The sequence below is a fragment of the Paenibacillus oenotherae genome, from assembly GCF_019443105.1.
Lineage (GTDB): Bacteria > Bacillota > Bacilli > Paenibacillales > Paenibacillaceae > Paenibacillus_Z > Paenibacillus_Z oenotherae.
This window is the reverse complement of the sequence record NZ_JAHZIJ010000015.1, coordinates 66,702-85,525: the sequence shown is the minus strand read 5'-3', so window position 1 is coordinate 85,525 and position 18,824 is coordinate 66,702. Positions and strand designations below refer to the sequence as shown.

12 protein-coding genes are annotated in these 18,824 nt (G+C 39.4%); 4 read left to right on the top strand and 8 right to left on the bottom strand.

Annotated features, from left to right (window positions below):
- Positions 1–920: 920 nt before the first annotated feature.
- From K0T92_RS18355 to K0T92_RS18335, 5 genes are all read right to left on the bottom strand, one after another.
- Positions 921–2,771: a DNA methyltransferase gene (locus K0T92_RS18355; RefSeq protein WP_219873929.1), complete on the bottom strand. Its 1,851-nt coding sequence runs from the start codon at positions 2,769–2,771 to the stop codon at positions 921–923.
- Between the two features lie 2 nt (positions 2,772–2,773).
- On the bottom strand, positions 2,774–5,638 hold the full coding sequence (locus tag K0T92_RS18350) for a DEAD/DEAH box helicase (protein WP_219873928.1): 2,865 nt from the start codon (positions 5,636–5,638) through the stop codon (positions 2,774–2,776).
- Positions 5,639–6,333: 695 nt separating this feature from the next.
- Positions 6,334–9,189 (bottom strand): AAA family ATPase, encoded by a 2,856-nt coding sequence (locus K0T92_RS18345; RefSeq protein ID WP_219873927.1) that lies wholly within the window; start codon positions 9,187–9,189, stop codon positions 6,334–6,336.
- A 17-nt stretch (positions 9,190–9,206) separates the two neighbouring features.
- The gene (locus K0T92_RS18340; RefSeq protein WP_219873926.1) at positions 9,207–9,788 is read right to left on the bottom strand and encodes an ABC-three component system middle component 1; all 582 of its coding nucleotides are present in this window, start codon (positions 9,786–9,788) and stop codon (positions 9,207–9,209) included.
- Complete coding sequence (locus tag K0T92_RS18335; protein WP_219873925.1) at positions 9,785–11,299, bottom strand: hypothetical protein; 1,515 nt, start codon at positions 11,297–11,299, stop codon at positions 9,785–9,787. Before K0T92_RS18335 ends, K0T92_RS18340 begins: the two co-directional genes overlap by 4 nt.
- 714 nt (positions 11,300–12,013) lie before the next feature.
- On the opposite strand from K0T92_RS18335, the gene radC reads away from it, so the two are divergent.
- A complete protein-coding gene (radC, locus tag K0T92_RS18330) occupies positions 12,014–12,637 on the top strand; it encodes a RadC family protein (protein WP_219873924.1) in 624 nt (207 codons plus the stop codon).
- 14 nt (positions 12,638–12,651) lie between these two features.
- On the opposite strand, the gene K0T92_RS18325 is transcribed toward radC, so the two are convergent.
- The gene (locus K0T92_RS18325) at positions 12,652–12,990 is read right to left on the bottom strand and encodes a helix-turn-helix domain-containing protein (RefSeq protein ID WP_219873923.1); all 339 of its coding nucleotides are present in this window, start codon (positions 12,988–12,990) and stop codon (positions 12,652–12,654) included.
- A gap of 255 nt (positions 12,991–13,245) precedes the next feature.
- Here K0T92_RS18325 and K0T92_RS18320 point away from each other — a divergent pair, with 255 nt between their 5' ends.
- Entirely contained in the window at positions 13,246–13,710 is a 465-nt protein-coding gene (locus K0T92_RS18320) for a hypothetical protein (protein WP_219873922.1), read from the top strand.
- Between the two features lie 35 nt (positions 13,711–13,745).
- Positions 13,746–14,723: a M48 family metalloprotease gene (locus tag K0T92_RS18315; RefSeq protein ID WP_219873921.1), complete on the top strand. Its 978-nt coding sequence runs from the start codon at positions 13,746–13,748 to the stop codon at positions 14,721–14,723.
- A gap of 483 nt (positions 14,724–15,206) precedes the next feature.
- Here K0T92_RS18315 and istB read toward each other — a convergent pair whose 3' ends face one another.
- Together istB and istA are read right to left on the bottom strand one after the other, a co-directional pair.
- Entirely contained in the window at positions 15,207–15,950 is a 744-nt protein-coding gene (gene istB, locus K0T92_RS18310; protein WP_219873920.1) for an IS21-like element helper ATPase IstB, read from the bottom strand.
- A 2-nt stretch (positions 15,951–15,952) separates the two neighbouring features.
- Positions 15,953–17,500 (bottom strand): IS21 family transposase, encoded by a 1,548-nt coding sequence (istA, locus tag K0T92_RS18305; RefSeq protein ID WP_219873919.1) that lies wholly within the window; start codon positions 17,498–17,500, stop codon positions 15,953–15,955.
- 75 nt (positions 17,501–17,575) lie between these two features.
- Between istA and K0T92_RS18300 the strand changes: the two genes are divergently transcribed.
- Positions 17,576–18,790: a stalk domain-containing protein gene (locus tag K0T92_RS18300; RefSeq protein ID WP_219873918.1), complete on the top strand. Its 1,215-nt coding sequence runs from the start codon at positions 17,576–17,578 to the stop codon at positions 18,788–18,790.
- Positions 18,791–18,824 lie beyond the last annotated feature (34 nt).

The window sequence follows — 18,824 nt, the reverse complement described above, 5'->3', positions numbered from 1 at the left end:
GCCATACGGCTATTACGACCATGTATTCGGAAAATAACGGCTACATGATACTTCCTTCCGCATTAGCAGCTATCGATTGATCCGGATTTCTACTGGATTGGTTTGATCTGCAATTGGAGTTGCCAAAGCCATTCGATTCTGTCAAAAAAATCAAAAAACAATTTATTATTTATGGTTGGTGGAGCCTAGGGGGGTACGACTCGCTCAAGCTCGTCTATCCATCATGGGATGTATGAAACCCTGATTATATATTCGCAGATGCCTATTCGACGAAGCAGATCCCAGCGGTAGTTTCAGACGCCGTGCTCCTACTCTTGAAGTGCTTGCTTCGATGCTAATTCAATCGTTCCGTCCGCGCGGGCTGAACCCCGGGGTTCGCCCCCTTGCTGGGCTCCACCAAACAATAAAAAAACCACTTCGAATGAAGTGGTTTGAATTTATTGTTTGGTGGAGCCTAGGGGGATCGAACCCCTGACCTCATCGCTGCCAGTGGAGAGATGGACTTCTAGAACGCCTGTAAACCGAACGAAAACCCACTATTTTATAAGACTTATCCTGATTGGGTTCTCGACGATACTTACGCGTGCATTCCAGAATTAAAAAAAGTGTGACCAAAAATGTGACCAATGTAGTTAAGCTAAAATATGTAGCACATCGCTGACTCCTATCCTGTCAAGATAAGAAACAAGCAAATTAACTCGCTACAAATCGCACATAAATCCAGTAGTATCAAAGGGGTTAAGTATTTTATTAGTCCAACCACAGGTGCTAATAAAAATAGAAAAATCTTGACCAAATTCTTCACCACCTCCCAGTACTAATGGACTGGGAACGATACTGAGCCAAAATGGTTACCCTATCACGTATAATAATTTCAAGGTAATAATAGGTTAGATTTGACCGCTTATCAAGTACGGTTATTATGCATCATAAACCGTTTCGTCACCACAGATATTTCGAATTTTGATGCGTAAGGGTTCTTTATCACAACGGATGCTTCCATCCCAGAATTCTTTTGTCTTTACACCATTCCGGATAACATAACCTAGCTTGTCGATTTTCAATTCACTATCTGAGTGCCATTCACCACTTTTAGTGCTACAATTCACACTAATAAACTCAATTAGCTCCAAACCATATTCGCTAATTTCAATTGGCTTATATTTCTTTTCGCTATTCAAAAAGGACTTTTGGTTGAATTCGTCAATCTTTTGCATCACACGGTCACTAGCGAATTTATCAATTACTATGGAATATCCACCTAATAAATCATCGTGTGATTTTTCTATATGAAACTCTGCGTAATCTGATACAATAACGTCATCTAGGATTGTTTTTAAATCACAAAGTTCGATATCAATTGTGGTGCTGTCGTCTTCAGCAATAAATTTGCGGATTTCAACTTCACTTGAAATATCAATATAGTAAACAATAACCTTTTTTATGTTGGGTTCAAGATCCGGAATTGCCTGATGGATAATTCGGTTCATTAAGACCTCATCCAGAAGCTTTGTGCTACTATCCATTAAATTCGGCACATATACCGGCACTATACCAAGCTTACTATCTGATATCGCACCTTCCCAAAATGAACTTAGAGAATCTTCATTCTTTAATCCAGGTATAAGTGATTTAATTTTCTCCATCGTCTGCACTGGGTTACGGTAAAGAGAAACCCCATCCTTAATCTCCAACACATCAAACTCTGCATTGTCTGCGACAAGTCTATCACGTACAGTTTGAATACTGTTTATGCCAATATCACAATGAATAAAACGACGGTTTAGTTTGTGAGCCACGTCAGCTGTGACACCACTACCACCAAAAAAATCAGCAATAAGCATCTCCTCATTAGAACTTGCGCTTATTATTCGTTCAAGCAAGGCTTCTGGCTTTTGAGTTGCATAACCTACGGGTTCCTGAGTATCAGCTGGTTGAAGCATTGGAATTCGCCAGACATCATCGACGGTCTTTTCATCCGTCTCAATATATATAACTCGACCGTTCTCATCTTTCGCATTCACTAACTTTTTTGTTTCTTTACTCCACACTCTTTTGATTTGTCTTACTTTTTCACCGCGTGATTCTTGAACTTTAGAGTAGGTAAAATCTTCACTCATACTGTACAAGAAGATCACATCATGATTCGAAGCAAATCGATTTATATTTCCTTGCATTTTATTATAATAATGCCACACGATTTCGTTCTTGAAATTCCCCTCTCCAAATATTTCATCCATGAGTACTTTTACATAGTGTCCGATGTGCCAATCTAAATGCACATAAATGGACGCAGTAACGCTCATTACACTTTTTATTGCCATTAGGTTTTCATACATCCAGTTCAAGTATTTTTCCTTGTCCCATACGTCACCATACATCTTTTCCTCAAAAACTTTCAGATCTTCGATGTCCAGTTCCTGCTCAGCTTGTGTAATGACTTCACTTACTTTAGGGTTGCGACGGATGAATACCTTTTTGGCATAATCAGCACCACTTGCAAATGGAGGATCAATATAAACTAGGTCAATTGTGGTCCCCTGTTCTTTCAGATAAGCACAAGCTGATACACACTCACCACGTATTACCATATTGCCTTTTTTGTTTTCACCAACTGTTTCCTGCCTTTCAATCTCGTAAAGCGGCATACCACGTTGCAAGATCATGGTTGCATCATCGGCACCCTTGTACTTCAATATCCGGTTGAAATTAGCGAGTACAGCCTGGCCTTCTACTGCTTCAGGCTTGAAAGGTATATACTTTATAGCCATGATTAGTTATCCTCCTTGAAGAATGCACCTATTGTCTGATGAGTTTTCAAAATACGTTCCTTTTCCGGCAAGCTATCTTCCAAATATAAATACTCAAATCGTTTGTATCCGAACGCATTATTATTTTGTTTTTTGAATTCTGTATCCATATAGATGCGCTTATCAGCAAATGTTGGATTGCTAGCGTAAATCTCGCCTTTTGTTTCTACTATAATTGCTTTATGTATTATAGTATTCTTACGTTGAATAATCAGAAAATCTGGAGTATACATTCCGATGTATTTCCATCTGCCTGTATTAGTTTTGTAACAACGGATTTTGAACTCAGTTAATGAGCGATCACCGTTATAATAAACTTCCAAGTTAAGTTTTTCAATTTCAGGCATGCTCAATATTTCCTGTAAGAACGTCTTCTCGAAGCCACTGTCGGTCTTATAGGGAAGATAATGGAATGATCGATTCTTTGCAGGATGTGATGAATGTTGCCTGCGTAATGTGTCTGCAATGGCTGTATTTCCCGTATCCTCTAGCGTTTTAATAGCTTGTAATACTTCGGGTTTAATCTTTAACTTATTTTTGTCATCAAGAATTATATTTTCGACCGTTTTCTGTTCAGGATAATAATCTTGTGGAGAATTTGTATTAATCTCCGGGTTAAAATTTCCGATGTTTAAAAGGTTTGCTTCACAAGGAATTAATTCCTCAGTTGTGATTACTGAACGTTTTTCGTAGAATGCTTTACGGATATTGGCTTCAATTGAAGTGCGATTATATTTAGAGCTATAAAATCTTGATCCGTCTTTTTCAAACGTAATTGTGTCAAACACATCTTTGAGTATCTCTGAATACTCATTTAAATGCATCATAGTAATAAAACCAAAACTAGTTTTTGAAATCCCGTATAACCAGGAAGTAAAGTTAGCAAAAATGTTTCCTCGTTCTTCAACAAGAACTTCGGTACTAAGATTCTTCATTTCAAAGTCTGTCGTGATGATGATATTTGAACGTTCGGCGTTATTAGTTGCGTTTTTTAATTCATGTTCCGTATCGTTTTCAGTGTCAATTACCAGAGTCTCATATTTGATTTTCAGCTGATAAAATTGAACCTTTGGTAACTTTAAATATGCAGTACGGTCGAAACGTTTTAGAGTCGTTTTCGAATTATCGGCTGATGTAAATTCTATTAGCGAAATATGGTGTTGCTGCTGCAACTGATCGTTTAGTTTTTTGGCATTACTCTCATTCAAATAAATCAGGGCTGTTTCATGCTTATCTTTTTCAACTTGGCGAAGACAGCGACAGGAAGTCTGTAGCACCATGTTTTTTGGGCAGTCACCCTCCTGTGAAAGAATTATCCCCGTAAGGCTTCGGCAATCCCAACCTTCTTTTCCTATTTGGACAAGTAGCACGATTCTGATTTTTGAAAAGGATTTATCAAGTGTATCAAACTTCATCTGGCTGTCAGCAGGTTGCGGATATTGCTTGTTCCCCTTATGGAATCTTAGGATAGTATCAGCGGACAAACCGTATTGTGCAACAATACGTGAAACAAGAGGATACACCACTTCTTCAAGCTTGTGTATGGATCCACAGTAAATACCGAGTTTTGAAACCAACTCGCCATCATAAACGGTATCTTTATAGTAATTTAAGAATTCATGAACACCTTTCTCAATAATTTGAGAGCTGTCGGCAATATCGGCTATTTTTACTATAGGCCTTTTCAAGAAGTTACCGATACCTTGTAATAAGGGATAGTAGTAAACGATATTAGATATTTCTGCTGTAGCAACAACTAGCTTGTCTGTTACAGTAATTTTCTCTGCCTTTTCGAGATATGGTGTACCGGAAAAACCTACTACAGAATTAATGTTGTTGTTAGTCGCCCACTTATTAACCACTGCGCGCAGCTTGATTTCATCGCTTACCGCATGATGAACCTCGTCAATAAAAACAGATAGAGAAGGAAGTTTGCCAATGAGGCTTCGCAGTTCGTTTGCCTGACGATCTTTATCATCGTCGCTTTCTTCAAACATAATTATTTGGCCATTTTTCTCTTTAATGCGATCTAGAATTACCTTTTCGGCATTAGTCACCATCACGAGACCAAACAAATCTGAAAATGGCTGGTGATTAGCTATTTTTTGGACATTAGGATTCTTTGTTTTATTAGATTTATTTGCAGTCTTACTCTGATCGAGGACCTCAAAAATTATTTTGCGTTTAATATCCGATGCGGAAGGTTCAGGAATAATCCAACCTGGGTTGAATTTCTTAATAGTTTTCAAACTAGGTACAACAGATGATTTTAAACCGGATGGAGCAAATATGATGAAGTTATGGGCAAAAGCAGGGTTTAGGGGCTCCATCATGGCAAAATATAAATCTAAGTAGATAAATGCTGCCATAAGATAAGTTTTCCCAGATCCCATAGGCAGGCTAAATAAATAGTCCGTATATGTAACACCATAAAAAGCATTTCTAAAGAATTCATTGTAGTTAATGTTTTCAGGGTCTTTCCTAATCTGTTTTTCCAATGATTCGGAAACTTGATTACCCTCATTATCTGTAAGAACAGCATATTCAAACAACGCAGCAGCGGCAGGTGCATTTTCTAAAAAGGTTCTTGTAGTCCCTGAGAGCTCGATGTCATTCAGGTTCAAATTATTGAATACACCATTTTTGAAAAGATATTCGAGTGACTTATTTTCACATCCTATTTTTAGAAATAGATAGGTCTTAATGGCTTCAATTTGTGCATCCCGCATTTGCCCAGTCTGGATTATATATTCGACGAGATTGTTGACAGTACAATTTTCTGAATTATACCATTTATTTCTTGCTGCACTCACCATTCTATGAAACATTGAATTTCCTCCGAACGTCTATTTTTGCAATTTATTTATCATGGATTAACTCTAGAACGTTATTGATATCATAAAGGAAGCACTGAGCAAAGGAAAAACGTATAGTAAAAATTATAACATTTTACTCAATTAAACACACACATTTTAGCCATATGAAGCTTGAGAAAAGATACCTATTATACATAACTAAACTTAGAATCCCAACATCCATGACTCTTTGAAGAAAGCAAAAAGACAGGAACTTATTACCGAAACTCTGCTGCACTTGTAGACGTCCTAAAGCTACCAAAAAAGAAGCTACTGTTTGAAAGGTTGATATAGTTTAAAAGTTTCTTTACCAAGCGGACAACAGCAACAGATATTACATTGCCTTTTTAATTGCTCTGACTTCTGGAGGTATGATATTCTTATCCTACACAAATTCCTTTCATCCCCAAATAACAAGTAGGCTTTTTTGAGCTTAAAAACTTCTTGGCCTTATCTTGACCTCAAAGGCTATTTTAGTAGTCATTCACACGTATACAAATTCTCGAAAATGTGAAAACCCTTGGTTCTCCAAGGGTTTTCATTATACTGAGAGTGTTGGGGCATTGTATATTAGTTCAAAATTCCCGGCGAATTTTTGACCAATTGTATAAATGAAGTTACATCATGCCAACAATACTTCAATGGTCAGTTGATGTCTAGTTATTGACTCACACTCTCTCTATTAACGGTCCTTGTAATCCATAGCCGATAAAATTATACTGCGTGAGCGACTTATTACGGTACTTTATTGCCAATAGTTTCGCAAAATTATCATCATGTGTTGAAATAATTAAGCTTCGCTTCCTGAAATTTGAGTCACTTATTGCACGAAGGACATCAATGAAGGATAGAATTTTTATGTCGTCCATACTTTGAATTGGGTCATCAAGAAATAACTGATCCCAACTTGAAAAGTTCTGTGTTAGTCCTAGGCCGAGAAATATGCTCAAAGCAAGAATATTTAATTGTGCTGAACTAAAAAGATGATCAAGAATTACATCTCCGGTAACATCCTTTACATTGATACCGCTTCTGTCTCCATTCATTCGAATTTCTTTATAATGCGGGTGAGGGTACACAAGTTTATATATCCAATTTACCAGTTTATTATTCTCCAACTGCTCCGTAATAACTCTCTGTAGGGTATCCAATGCAATTCTGTTTATTGAATTGGTGTCGTTTTTGTACTTGGTTAATTTCCTCAAAAGTTCCTGATTATTTTCCATAGATCCCGTTACTGCAACGTAATCCTCTATAAGTTTCTGTTCGTGTTCACCTGGCAAATAACTCAACAAACTTTCAACAAGGTCTAAAACAGGGACAATCTTCTGAATTTCTTCTAGCTTGGCAGAGGAATCCTGTTCTAACTTTATTAATTGATCCTGATAACTCCCTATGTTTTCAATATGTGCTTTCAAGGATTCCATTTCCTCAAATACTTTTTCAATTGTGAGTTCAAAGTCAAATAGCCTAGATGCTATCGTTTCCTCTTCCCAAGACAAAATGTCTTTGTTCACATGTTCTAGTACCGAAAGCACTTGGCTTTTCTCATTTCCTGAACCAAAATCATCTTTTCCAATCAATTTCTCATATTGTAATTTATCTTTATCTAAGCGTTCAGTTAATGCTTTCAGTTGTGTTTGTATTGCCTGCTGTTCTTGATTAACCACCTCCGCTCTTTCAGCTATGAATGCGCTGACCTTTTGATGAAGACCGCGGAAACTACTTAGAAATCCATGCATTGCATCTATTGCAGGGATTACAATCTGTTCCCGAATCATTTTTGACAATGTCGCTTCTTCCATTTGCAACCTTGTAACTTCATCTGTGGCTTCTTTTAGTTTCTGATCACCTAACGATAAAGTATGTCCGATAATAGCAATTAGTTGATCGGGAATCGGAGAATCAGCGTTTGCAATACCACTAACGATTACCTCTTGAAAAGATTTTGACAAACAAACAGGACATTTGTCAACAGAGTCCTGATTCCCTAAAATATAAGACTTGACCTCATCTAATATGCGGCTATACTCTGTATTAAGACCAGATAATACACTTAAGGCACCAGCTTTTTCTTGTATTTGAAATTGGAGCGAACCCCTTAATTCTATATGTTCGTTATATTTTCTTCGTATTTCCGTAATGTCTGAGGGCAATGCCCTGTCGAAGTCAATACCTGCTAACTCATTACTAAATGTTGCAAGGAACTCCTTATAATCGCTCTCAAGATCCGAGTATATAGTCCAAAAATCATTACTAATCTTCACAGATTGTTCATCGATAGTGTGACGCCAAATTAGAGAATTTACGGACGACCATTCGCTTAAATGATTACTTTTTGCCTGCAATAAAACTCTCTGTGTTTCAATGGCAGATACACTTTCCTCCAGTTCCTTCTTTCTGAATAAGTCAGCGCTTAAATTTAAATTAGCTAAAAGATTTAATTGCTCCCACCTCTTATGTATACTGATCCTTTTATCCAATCTAATTATCCGTTCAACCACCTGTCTTGTTTTTCCCACTTCAATAAATTCTTGATTGACCCGTTGTTGTTTAGCAAGAACTAACTCCTTCTTCAGCGAAAGTTTCTGAAGAACTGACGAACTATTGTTTAGAATAATCGTCTCAGGAAGTTCCCAATCTTGCAGGTTTAACTCTTCTGAATAAGCAGATTGTTTGATTAATTCAATAAGGCTTGAATAGCTGCTTTTAATATTACTTAAGTATTCTTCAAAAGTCCCCCAGTTTCGTGCATGGAAAATATCGTCTATCTGGCGACGCTTGATATCTGCCGATTCTATACTTACTGTTAATTGATTAATCTTATTGCTCAATCGAGTCGAATCTTTAATTGCCTTGCTCTTATCGAAGATCTGTTCAAGTGGGATCAAATTTAACAACCGTATCAGAATACTACGACGGTCTCCAGCATTTGAAGATCGCAGAAAATCATTCATTCCTTCTTGACTTAGGAAGTGAGCCTTAAATAACTGTTCCTTCCACCCAGAGTCGTAACTTCCTAGGAATAACCGTGCGAGTTGCATCTCCCAAGTCGGTACTGCTTGTAGCAACCTATCCTCCGATTTACAAACAAAGCTTTGCCAATCACCATTTTCATGGATATGTAAACTAGATTCATATCGATCTCTGTCGGTTACAGACAAAAAATTACTGGAAGTTGTCCTACGAATGCGCACCCCATTGTCAAATTCAAGTTCCACCTCTGCAATTCGTTGCTCTCTCTCCCTTGCTGAATCCACTGGTGAAATGAATTTTAAATAAGAACTCCTCTTTAGCGTATTCGCATCATACAACCCTCGCTCCTTCAGTGCATGGAGTCTAGAAATTTTGTCAGTTAAACACCATTCGATTGCCTCATAAAAACTGGTTTTACCAAAACCATTAAAACCGTTTAAAACAACAAGTCCTTGATCTAAGTCTTCAAAAGTATAACTGTTATCATCTAGCCGGTGATTCTGCCCGTATCCCCGAAAATTCTTAATTTTCACCTTTTTTAGATTCACCGTTCTCTCCCCTTTGATTATTCATTAGCATTTTTAACACTTTCGATTTTATCTAGATATCCAATGATTTGATTAACACTTCTTTGAACTATAAACTCTTGGTCCGGCTCAACAGTTTCATAAACCTGAGTAATCAAAGAGTCTTGCCATGTCTTATCTTGCTCGTATTCAGCCAATAAAATATCTAAATCCTTTTCTGGACGCAACTGTTGGTTAATCAGTTTTATCGCTTCTTCTTGAGAAGAAAATTCTACGATTATTTTTCTTGCGACAAACCTATCTCTTTCGATCATTGTTATTTCTGTTTCATCAAATGGCTCACTCTTATTGATATCGTGTAAGGCTACTACATATAAATCCCAGAGAAAAGCGGGCAAACTAACATTCGTAAAAGCATTTCGACTCTGATTTCTTACAACAGTCAACAATTTTTCCTTTGCTTCAGGTAACAATGATACAAAATCGTGAAGTTGATTTATTTCAAGAATTTCAACAATAAAAACAAGCTTATCATCCCGAATATTTATTATTGAAAAATCACATTCGCTGACCTTTGATTCTACAAATGGCAAATCCAACTTTTCTATTATTTCTTTCATGTGCACACCCCATCAATAAATTTGCATACATCTGCATACATACAACTATCGTCTTCTTGGGGAATAAGACACTTTGTACATTTATACAGCAAGTTTCCATAAAGTTCGTGATATTCATCGTTCCTTGCAACTTCTGCAATATTCATCACCATGTTTTTAATTATTTCTTTACTTTCTTTGCAGGGCTGCATATGAGTACCAAAAACAACCTGCATACCAAAATCCAAATCCTTAACATGGTCCAGCGTCTGTCTTACAAACTGCGTGATTATTTGGCGATTATTCATAAATATGCTTGCATCTTTAAGAATATAAGGTTCATCTTCACTCAATCGAAAATTTACAATTCCCGGCTTGTCAGATACTTGAATAGTCGAAGGATCGCGTTGCAAAAACACAGCCAGAATACTCATGGATCTTAAAAGAGCAGTTACTTGTGTAACAGAATGCCCATAATTACGAATGGAAAACGTATGTAAAAGCTCCTCCAAATCCCTCTGCTCGTTTTCCAAAGTCGAAAATAGTTTTTCCGTTAGTTCATGAAACGCAAACACAATCTCATCTGCTTTAGAACCTGTGTAGTCGTTATTAACAAAATCCGTAAGTATTCGGATCTCATCTTCGACAGCATCAATTGCTTCTTGAAGCTTAACAGACATTAAATACTTTCTTTGATGAGTTTGATGATTAATAATAATCGTATGCAAGTCTGAGATTTTAACATAAGAAGAATTCCCCCGTATTACTGTGTCAAATAAGCAATCAATAATATGAAGAATAACCTTCTCACAATCGCCCTCACTTAGAGCATTTCCATTGGTACTCGATTGTAACAATGACACTGCTTCAGTCTTTATGGTTTGAATAGTCTCCAATTTACTTACATGCTGATCCGCAAACTGAAACCTTAAGGATTGAATAAAATGATCTAAACTGTTATCATCAATAATTTCACAGTATTGATTGTAAAGCATTTGATCTTGACGAATTGCCTCAAATAGCTTCTGTTTGTAATAAGGTTCCTTAAGATTTGCTCCTATAGTCGCTTTATGTAGCGCATAATTTGTTTTATATGGTTCTTCACTGTTGATTGACTCCTCTACTACACAGTCAAGGATAAATCGTCTATAAGTCTCATCTAGTTGCTGACCTATCGATGGCCAATTCCTAAAAAAATCTGAATCGGCTTGCGATATGGGGACATTTGTCAGGTATAAATATTGATTGTTGCGGCTGCCTACCAGTGTATTTTTATAGTGATGATAGAAATTGTATATTGTGTGCCGAATTGTTTGATGTTGTTTGGTAAATTGCTTGTTCTTATAAAATTTTGTTTCAATACATAACCCCTCTTGTTTAAAAACACGAATGTCAGAGCCTCGCTCTACTCCAACACCATCGGTTAGATTGGAGTTTTGATCCGCATTTATCCGTAATAATTCTCTTGTAGCAACAAGAAGTTGATAAAAATAACCTGCCAAACTGGCCGGCACATCAGTATTTCGAGTCATTCAGGTTCCTCCCTCTACGCACACTTCTATGACTAAAGCTAGCAAAAAGCAACATACCTAAATTTCACTTTTCTAAAATCCTTTGCGATATTTACCAGTGACTCGAATTTATAACATAGTAATCAACTCGACGGATTTTCTGCGATCACATTCGAACAATAAGTCGTCTATTATGAACATGGAATCTCAATCTACAGGCAAATGGACACCAAGTAAAGATTGAACACTATCAGGAACTCACATGACTTAAGAATCAATTATTTGAGTGAAAACCATCCTAACAGTATATTCGACATAGGTCTTTGAACCCCTCTTTAATTTTGGTATTTATGGAAACTCGAAAAAGATCAAATAGTGTAAAAAACCATTCTCATATGAGTATAGTCGCCCAGCTGAGAATGCGATTAAATTAATTTGCTGAAACGTCCCATTAGACATGTTACGTTAACTTGAACAATATTAGGGAAAGTGAAAAACCTTCCAGATTGAATTATATATTATTAACTTGAATCAATAGAATTCATGTTTTGGATTCAGCGAGTTAAATCTTGTGGCTTACACAAAATTACTTAAGGGGATGGTTGTTTATTGAACTTTAGCAGAAAAATCGAGGATTTTGACTTCTTTGAAATCGAACAGTACAACTAGGAGTAGAAGCCAGTAGCTTCTACTCCTTTTATTTTTCTCAATTTATCGATTTGGAGGCATGATTATATGATCATTGCAAAAAAACAAACTTATAAACAATTGCTTGCAAGTACATTAAGAGAAAACGCCGACAGCTATTTGATCAACGAACTGATTGATCGTTACCCCAATCCAGTATCTTTAGTTGACGTAACCGAGCAAGAACTTCTGAATATAAAGGGCATTGGTGTATCAAAAGCGAAGCAAATTGTCGCCGCTGTTCAGCTTGTACAAGAATTTACTGCTCCTTCACCTGAGCCAATTATTATTCGTTCTCCAAGTGATGTGTTTTCTCTAATGGAATTCGACATGAGATACGCATCAAAAGAGCTGTTCGTCTGTCTGTTTCTAAATACCAAAAATCATATCATTGCGAAAGAAGTAATATCAATTGGAACCTTGAATGCTACGTTAGTTCATCCAAGAGAAGTATTCAGAGCCGCCATTAAGCGAAACAGCGCCTCTGTCATCTGCTGCCATAATCATCCGAGCGGCAATCCTGAACCTAGTCCCGAGGATATTCAAATCACAAAACAGCTTGTCAGCGTTGGACAGCTTATTGGCATAGAAGTACTCGATCACGTCATCATTGCAGGGCATAGCTATGTCAGTATTAGAGAAAAAGGTTTAATGGATATAGAAAAAGTATAACTTGCGACCCGACTTCAATTCGAGGAACGCTTATCAAGATGTGAAAACATTACGGTCAACATGTCCAGAGCCATTTGTTGCTCCGATTCGGGACGATTCAATACCATCCGTTTGATTTTATTGACGTAATGCTCGTTACTTTTCTCAATGGCTTCTTGAAGCAGATCGTCAACTGTAACGCCCAGTTGGTTGGCAAGTCGAACAAGGGTATCTAAAGTGAGTGACCTCTCGCCTCTTTCAATCTGTCCAATATATGCATGAGAAACCTCAATTTTCTCCGCCAGAGCTTCCTGTGTCCAATCGTGCTTTAGCCTTTCTTGGCGCAATCGAGCGCCGAGTAAGCGATAATCCATTACACATCCCTCCACTACTTAACAGTAGATAATTTCAAGGGAACATATAACGAACTAATAGTTTCAAAATATTTACCAATAGTTTCAATTGAGCTATACTTATTACGTTTAGTTCAAATGTCATAGGAACGATAGGCATCATGGATTAAATCCAACAGTTGCCTCTAAGAGCGAAGGGAGTGAACTACATTCTGTAGTCGTGGATTAATGTACGATGTGTTCAGTTCGGCTAATGCCAGGAAAGAGAGTTAACCAATGATTCCGAAAACGATTGATGAATTAGATAAGATTCGTGAGGAATGTAAATCCATGGTGAATCGGCGGGCAAGTGTATCTGCCGCAACAGCAGTTGTTCCGCTACCGGGAGTCGATACAGCAGCAGACATTGCAATAATGCTGGAACTTGTCCCAGCAATTAATCGGAAATTCGGATTAAGTCCAGAGCAGATTGAACATCTGGATTCAGCCACAAAAGCAAAATTTTTCGTCATAATCACCTCCATCGGAAGCGAACTAATCGGCAAGGTAATAACAAAGGAACTGATTATAAAATTGCTTAAAAAGATAGGGGTTCGCGTGTCGGTTAAGCAAGTCGCTAAGTACATTCCACTCATTGGACAAGCCCTTTCTGCCGGAGTAAGTTTTGGGGCTATGAAATACTTGGGCAATTCACACATTGATGAGTGTTATATCGTGTGCAAGCGGATGATCGAAACGTAAGAAAGATCGTTATTCATAATTTATGAAGGGAGAAGATGATCATTAGAAATTTCGACTATTTCATAAGCAAACTAGAGCAGGAAGTTGCTGATGGCATAACTGTGAAGCATGGAAAAGGCCGGATTCGGTTTATTCATACTTTGATGTGGATAGCAATCTTCATGCTTGCAACGATTTCTGCTATTACTGTAGGAGCTGCTGTGGCAGTTCTTCCAGCAATTATTGCATTTCAACTTATTTGCTCCATCATATTCCTGTGGACTTCGAGGATTCGAATCAAGAAACAATTGAGAATTCGTTTGTTCGGAGTAGCTGATGGCGTAAATCTATCGAAAAGCGAAAGAGAAGAAAAAATATATACGATCACCGTTTTATTGTGCAAGAAATTAAAGATCAAGAAGGTTCCGCAGCTTGGCGTACATTATGATGAATGTATGAATGCATTTGCTACAGGTCCATCCAGAAATAAAGGCTTGATTTCATTTACATCGAGATCAATGGAAGAAGAAAGTGATGAGTCAATAGTTGCAACAATCGGACACGAACTTGCCCATATAGCCAATGGCGATATGACCGCATCCATTCTGATTCATGGATTCGTATCTTCTCTTTTGTTTGTACTTTCAATCCCTCTTCGTGTTCTTATCTGGTTCGCAAATTGGTTTCTTAGAAATGTTGACTATGCATGGATTGGTGCCATTCTTTCATTTATTATGACGGTTATTTTGGATTTCATAATTTTCAGTACCACAAAGCTTATTGTTCTTGCACATTCCAGAAGACGGGAATTTAGAGCCGATTTATTATCCGCAAAACTTGTGGGTAAAGATTCAATGATTCATTGTTTAGAGTTCCTGAGAGGAAATATTCAACCGACAATTCATCCACAGACAGCGACAATGAACTTCATCGGCCCTGAAAGGTTTCTTGATATTTTCTCGACACATCCATCAATCAAAAGACGCCTTAATTATGTCAATAAGAAGATGAAAGCCAATAAGCAAGGGGAATGAACATGGTGCAATCGTCGATATTGGCGAAAATGAAAAATTCTTAAAAAAAAGACAGACGAACTTTATGATTATTATTTAGAAAGGCACTTTAATCGCGTGAGTGCCTTTCTTCCCTTTTTTTCACGCACTCCAAAAGACAGCAGTCATCTGGAAAATGAAGAAGGCGTGAGTCATCATGCGGTTATTTTTTACAAACTTAAAAACAGAAAAGAGGAAAAAAATGAGGCACGAAATACGAGGCTTTATTCTAGGCATTATTGTGATGGTGACGTTGTTTGCATCTAACCAAGCCATTGCAAAAGACGTTTCGGAAACGATCTCTGTTTACTTCAACAAGATAAATTTGTTTGTTAACGATGCCCCAGTTGAATATTTCGATGAAATAGAGCCGCCATTCCGGTCGTGAGTGAGCCAGGCCTCCGGCAAAAATGAGCCACCTCTCTGGTAAGGGGAGCCACCTGTTTGGAGGTAGCTCCCAAGCGATTAATTGATTAGTCCTTTGCGTTTTCGCATGGAATCCGTGCCTTCAATCGTTATCGTGTAAGAGGAATGCACAATGCGGTCAAGAATGGCATCTGCAAGAGTGCTTTCACCGATTTTGCTATGCCAGCCACCAGGAGCGAACTGGGAGCAGAAGATTGTGGAGCCGCTTTGATGGCGCGCCTCTACGATCTCAAGCAAGTCCCGAGCCTCACTTTCCTTGAGTGATACAAGCAACCACTCATCTAGGATGAGCAACGGCACTTTCTTGTAGCTCTTCATGACGCGCCCGAAAATCCCTTCGCCTCGCGCAACCGCCAGTTCATTTAGCAGCTCAGGCAGGCGAATATATTTAACGGGTAGGAAGTTGCGGCAAGCAGCGATTCCAAACGCACAGGCCAGATAGGTTTTCCCTGCACCCGAAGCACCCATAATGATGATATTTAGTTTGTCATGAATGTAGGCACCCGTCCCCAGTCGTAGGATCTGCGTGCGATCCAGTTTGGGATCGGCGTGATATTCTACATCTTCTATACAGGCCTTCGTTTGTTGGAAGTCTGCCTTGCGGATTAACGTGGCCAACCGATTATTCTTTCGTCTCGACCACTCCAGATCCACTAGCATGCTGAAACGCTCTTCAAACGACAGTTCCTGAAAGCCGGGGTCCAGCAATTGGGCTTGGAACGATTCTGCCATCGCGGAAAGGCGCATCTCATGCAGTTTGCGTACTGTCGGTTCATTTACCATGATCAGCTCCTCCCGTAGTAATCCGCGCCGCGGACAAAGCCGTGGCTTTCGGAAGAAGAAGTTGCTGAAGTCTCGTCTGCGATGGATGGATCTTGAAGTCGATCTTGTCCTGTCGTCAGGATCGTTTTAATGCTTTGGAAGTTTGGTCTTGGCGTGTAGGACAGCGCCCTGGCGCAAGCGGCCTCCAAGCGGCTAACGCCGTGTTTGTCGGCAAGCTTCAGGAGGGCCATGCAGCTTCTGTAGCCTTGCTGTTCAACTTTATGAGAGCTAAGAATGGCCCGTACGGTGCTGCTTGTGTAGGGACCAACTTGCTCTGCCCAAGAGATAAATCGTTGCCCGTTCCACTGGATAAAGCGCTTGTGATTCTCCGGCATATGAGCTTCCACAGTACTGTACTGTCCGGGTTTCCCGTGAAGTCGTGGATGTGAGCAAATCCGGATATTTTGATAGAACACCTCAACCACGGCTCGTGTCATTCGAACATTGACGCGGTGCTTAATATATTCATAAGGGACAGAGTAGTGCATTTTCTCCACGCTTAGATGATAATTGAATTGGACCGTGGCGGTCTTCCAAACCGCCATCTCATAAGGGGTAGCCGGCAAGGCCAGCAGATAGGGCTTTTCTTCTGCCATAAACACGCTGCGCCTGCTCCCCTCTTTTTTCTGAAACGGTTTAACATTCAAAATTTCGAGTTTCTCCCGGATCGCCCGATTTAGTTCAGCAGCGCTGAAGCATTGCAGATTACGCAGTGCGGCGAGTACCCAGGTGGAGACCACGCCTACGGAACCTTCTACATTCGGCTTGTCCTTTGGCTTACGCACACGCGCAGGAATGACAGCCGTGTTGTAATGCTCGGCCATCTCATGATAGACCTTATTAATGACAGGCTCATGCCGCGTTGCTTTCACTACTCCAGTCTTCAGGTTATCCGGAATGAGGATCCGCGTAGAGCCGCCGAAAGCTTGATACATGTGGATATGGGCGGTAATCCAGCTTTCCTGATCTTGCGAGGGGAAGGCCTCCACATAGGCGTATTGGCTGTAGGAAAGCACGCCTACAAATACATACAGGGTAACGATCTCGCCGGTGTCACGGTCGATGATGGAGGCCGTTTGGCCCGCCCAGTCCACTTCAATCTGTTCACCAGGCTTGCGCTGAATTCGCATCGTGGCATTCGATTTCAAAGTGTACTGCTGGTAGTGATGGCAGAATTGCGAGTACATAAGCGGAATTTCCTGACTCGACCGACATTGCTCACAGTACTCGTTCCAAAGCAAACTAAGCGTTACGCCGCTTTTCGCCATCTCTTTGTGGATGTACTCGTAATCTGGATACTTACGGCTCGAGATTTGGGTTGACTCGGCAAAGAGACGTTGGCGTAACTCGCCGTCAGTGAGCTCAATCTCTAACGGCCAAGCAATTCCTAGTTCTTCTGCTCTTTGAATAATCTTGGAGACGGTGTTGCGCGAGCAGGTGCAACTGAGGGCGATGTTACGTTGGCTGATCCCTTGGCTGTGTAGCCGCAGGATTTCACGATATGGGGTCATAGTGACCTCCTCACGAATGATTTACGCTATCTTTCAATAACGCATAAAATCCATTCTAACAGGAGGTCATTCCAGGTGGCTCATCCCGTCCGGAAGGGTGGCTCAAATACGCCGGAGACGTGGCTCTCGCTCACCGGAACGATGGCTCAATTTGCTCCGGAGTATTCACCAGTGAAAACTGAGAATATCCTCTATAAAGGAACTACATACGTCCCTATACGTGCCGCAGCCGAGATATTGGACAAAGATGTTATTTGGGATACCGCCACTATGACGGCCACCATACGGGATAAAAAGCTGCCCGTTGAAGATACGCCTACTGTAGAAATTCCGAATGATACGACAAACCAGCAACAAACAGAACTTACAGTCGGACTGACCTATAAAGGAAAAACCGACGTACTAAGCCTCAGATCGAATGGACAATTGGTTAAAAAAATCAACCATTACGAGTTGGATATGGGAGAGGGAAAACCGATCAGCATCTATGTGACTGACGATTACGAACGAACGTATGGAAATGGGTTTGCTTATGAAGAAATAAAGGAGATGATACTCTCCATTGAAAAGAAACGAGGATTTAAGCCTTATGCGTTATCAAGTTCCAAGCTAGATGTTTTCTTCTACACAAATGAGTCAGATACACCATTACCCGCAAACAATCAGGCATCCGCTGAAGTTGGGACAGGACAATTTAATCGTGGAAACGGTGTGCCAGTGGAAATTCTGATGAATGGCAGCAACATGCACAGGGATCATAGACAAATTTTAGTCCATGAATTGTATCACTATTTTGACCATCAGTGGGTTCTGAATAATGGGGAAACATATACAAAGTATTGGGGACAGGATGCCTATTTTTGGTACATGGAAGGCTCTGCAGAATATGCGGCATACTCCTTCTACAATTACCCTGCCAATTCCAAGAATATGCTCAGACCTTACAACATAACGAATGATAAAGAATCAATGCTTCGATATATTAAGCAACAAGAAGGTCTAAAATCAAATATCAAAAACATTCAATTGAATCATTTTGGCGATATAATGCTTGTCAGCAATAGTAACTATGGAGTTACACTCTCTCTATTTAGTTACTTGTCGCAACAATTTGGATACGATAAAGTTTACGACTATATTTCATATGTCGGACAGCAATTTTCAAACACTTCAACTATTACAACCGCACAAAGAGATGACGCTGCCAAACAACATTTTGGCAAAACAGAGAAGCAAATATTGAACGATTGGCTGGTCTATTTCGATTATTTCAGTTCAGCGGCAAATTAGACCTTAGTTGAACACTGGGAAAGGCACTTAATCA

What these genes read in the sequence shown, in the direction of transcription:
- K0T92_RS18355 (WP_219873929.1), bottom strand. Translation starts at nt 2,771, where the DNA reads ATGGCTATAAAGTATATACCTTTCAAGCCTGAAGCAGTAGAAGGCCAG.
- K0T92_RS18350 (WP_219873928.1), bottom strand. Translation starts at nt 5,638, where the DNA reads ATGTTTCATAGAATGGTGAGTGCAGCAAGAAATAAATGGTATAATTCA.
- K0T92_RS18340 (WP_219873926.1), bottom strand. Translation starts at nt 9,788, where the DNA reads ATGAAAGAAATAATAGAAAAGTTGGATTTGCCATTTGTAGAATCAAAG.
- K0T92_RS18335 (WP_219873925.1), bottom strand. Translation starts at nt 11,299, where the DNA reads ATGACTCGAAATACTGATGTGCCGGCCAGTTTGGCAGGTTATTTTTAT.
- radC (WP_219873924.1), top strand. Translation starts at nt 12,014, where the DNA reads ATGATCATTGCAAAAAAACAAACTTATAAACAATTGCTTGCAAGTACA.
- K0T92_RS18325 (WP_219873923.1), bottom strand. Translation starts at nt 12,990, where the DNA reads ATGGATTATCGCTTACTCGGCGCTCGATTGCGCCAAGAAAGGCTAAAG.
- K0T92_RS18320 (WP_219873922.1), top strand. Translation starts at nt 13,246, where the DNA reads ATGATTCCGAAAACGATTGATGAATTAGATAAGATTCGTGAGGAATGT.
- K0T92_RS18315 (WP_219873921.1), top strand. Translation starts at nt 13,746, where the DNA reads ATGATCATTAGAAATTTCGACTATTTCATAAGCAAACTAGAGCAGGAA.
- istB (WP_219873920.1), bottom strand. Translation starts at nt 15,950, where the DNA reads ATGGTAAATGAACCGACAGTACGCAAACTGCATGAGATGCGCCTTTCC.
- istA (WP_219873919.1), bottom strand. Translation starts at nt 17,500, where the DNA reads ATGACCCCATATCGTGAAATCCTGCGGCTACACAGCCAAGGGATCAGC.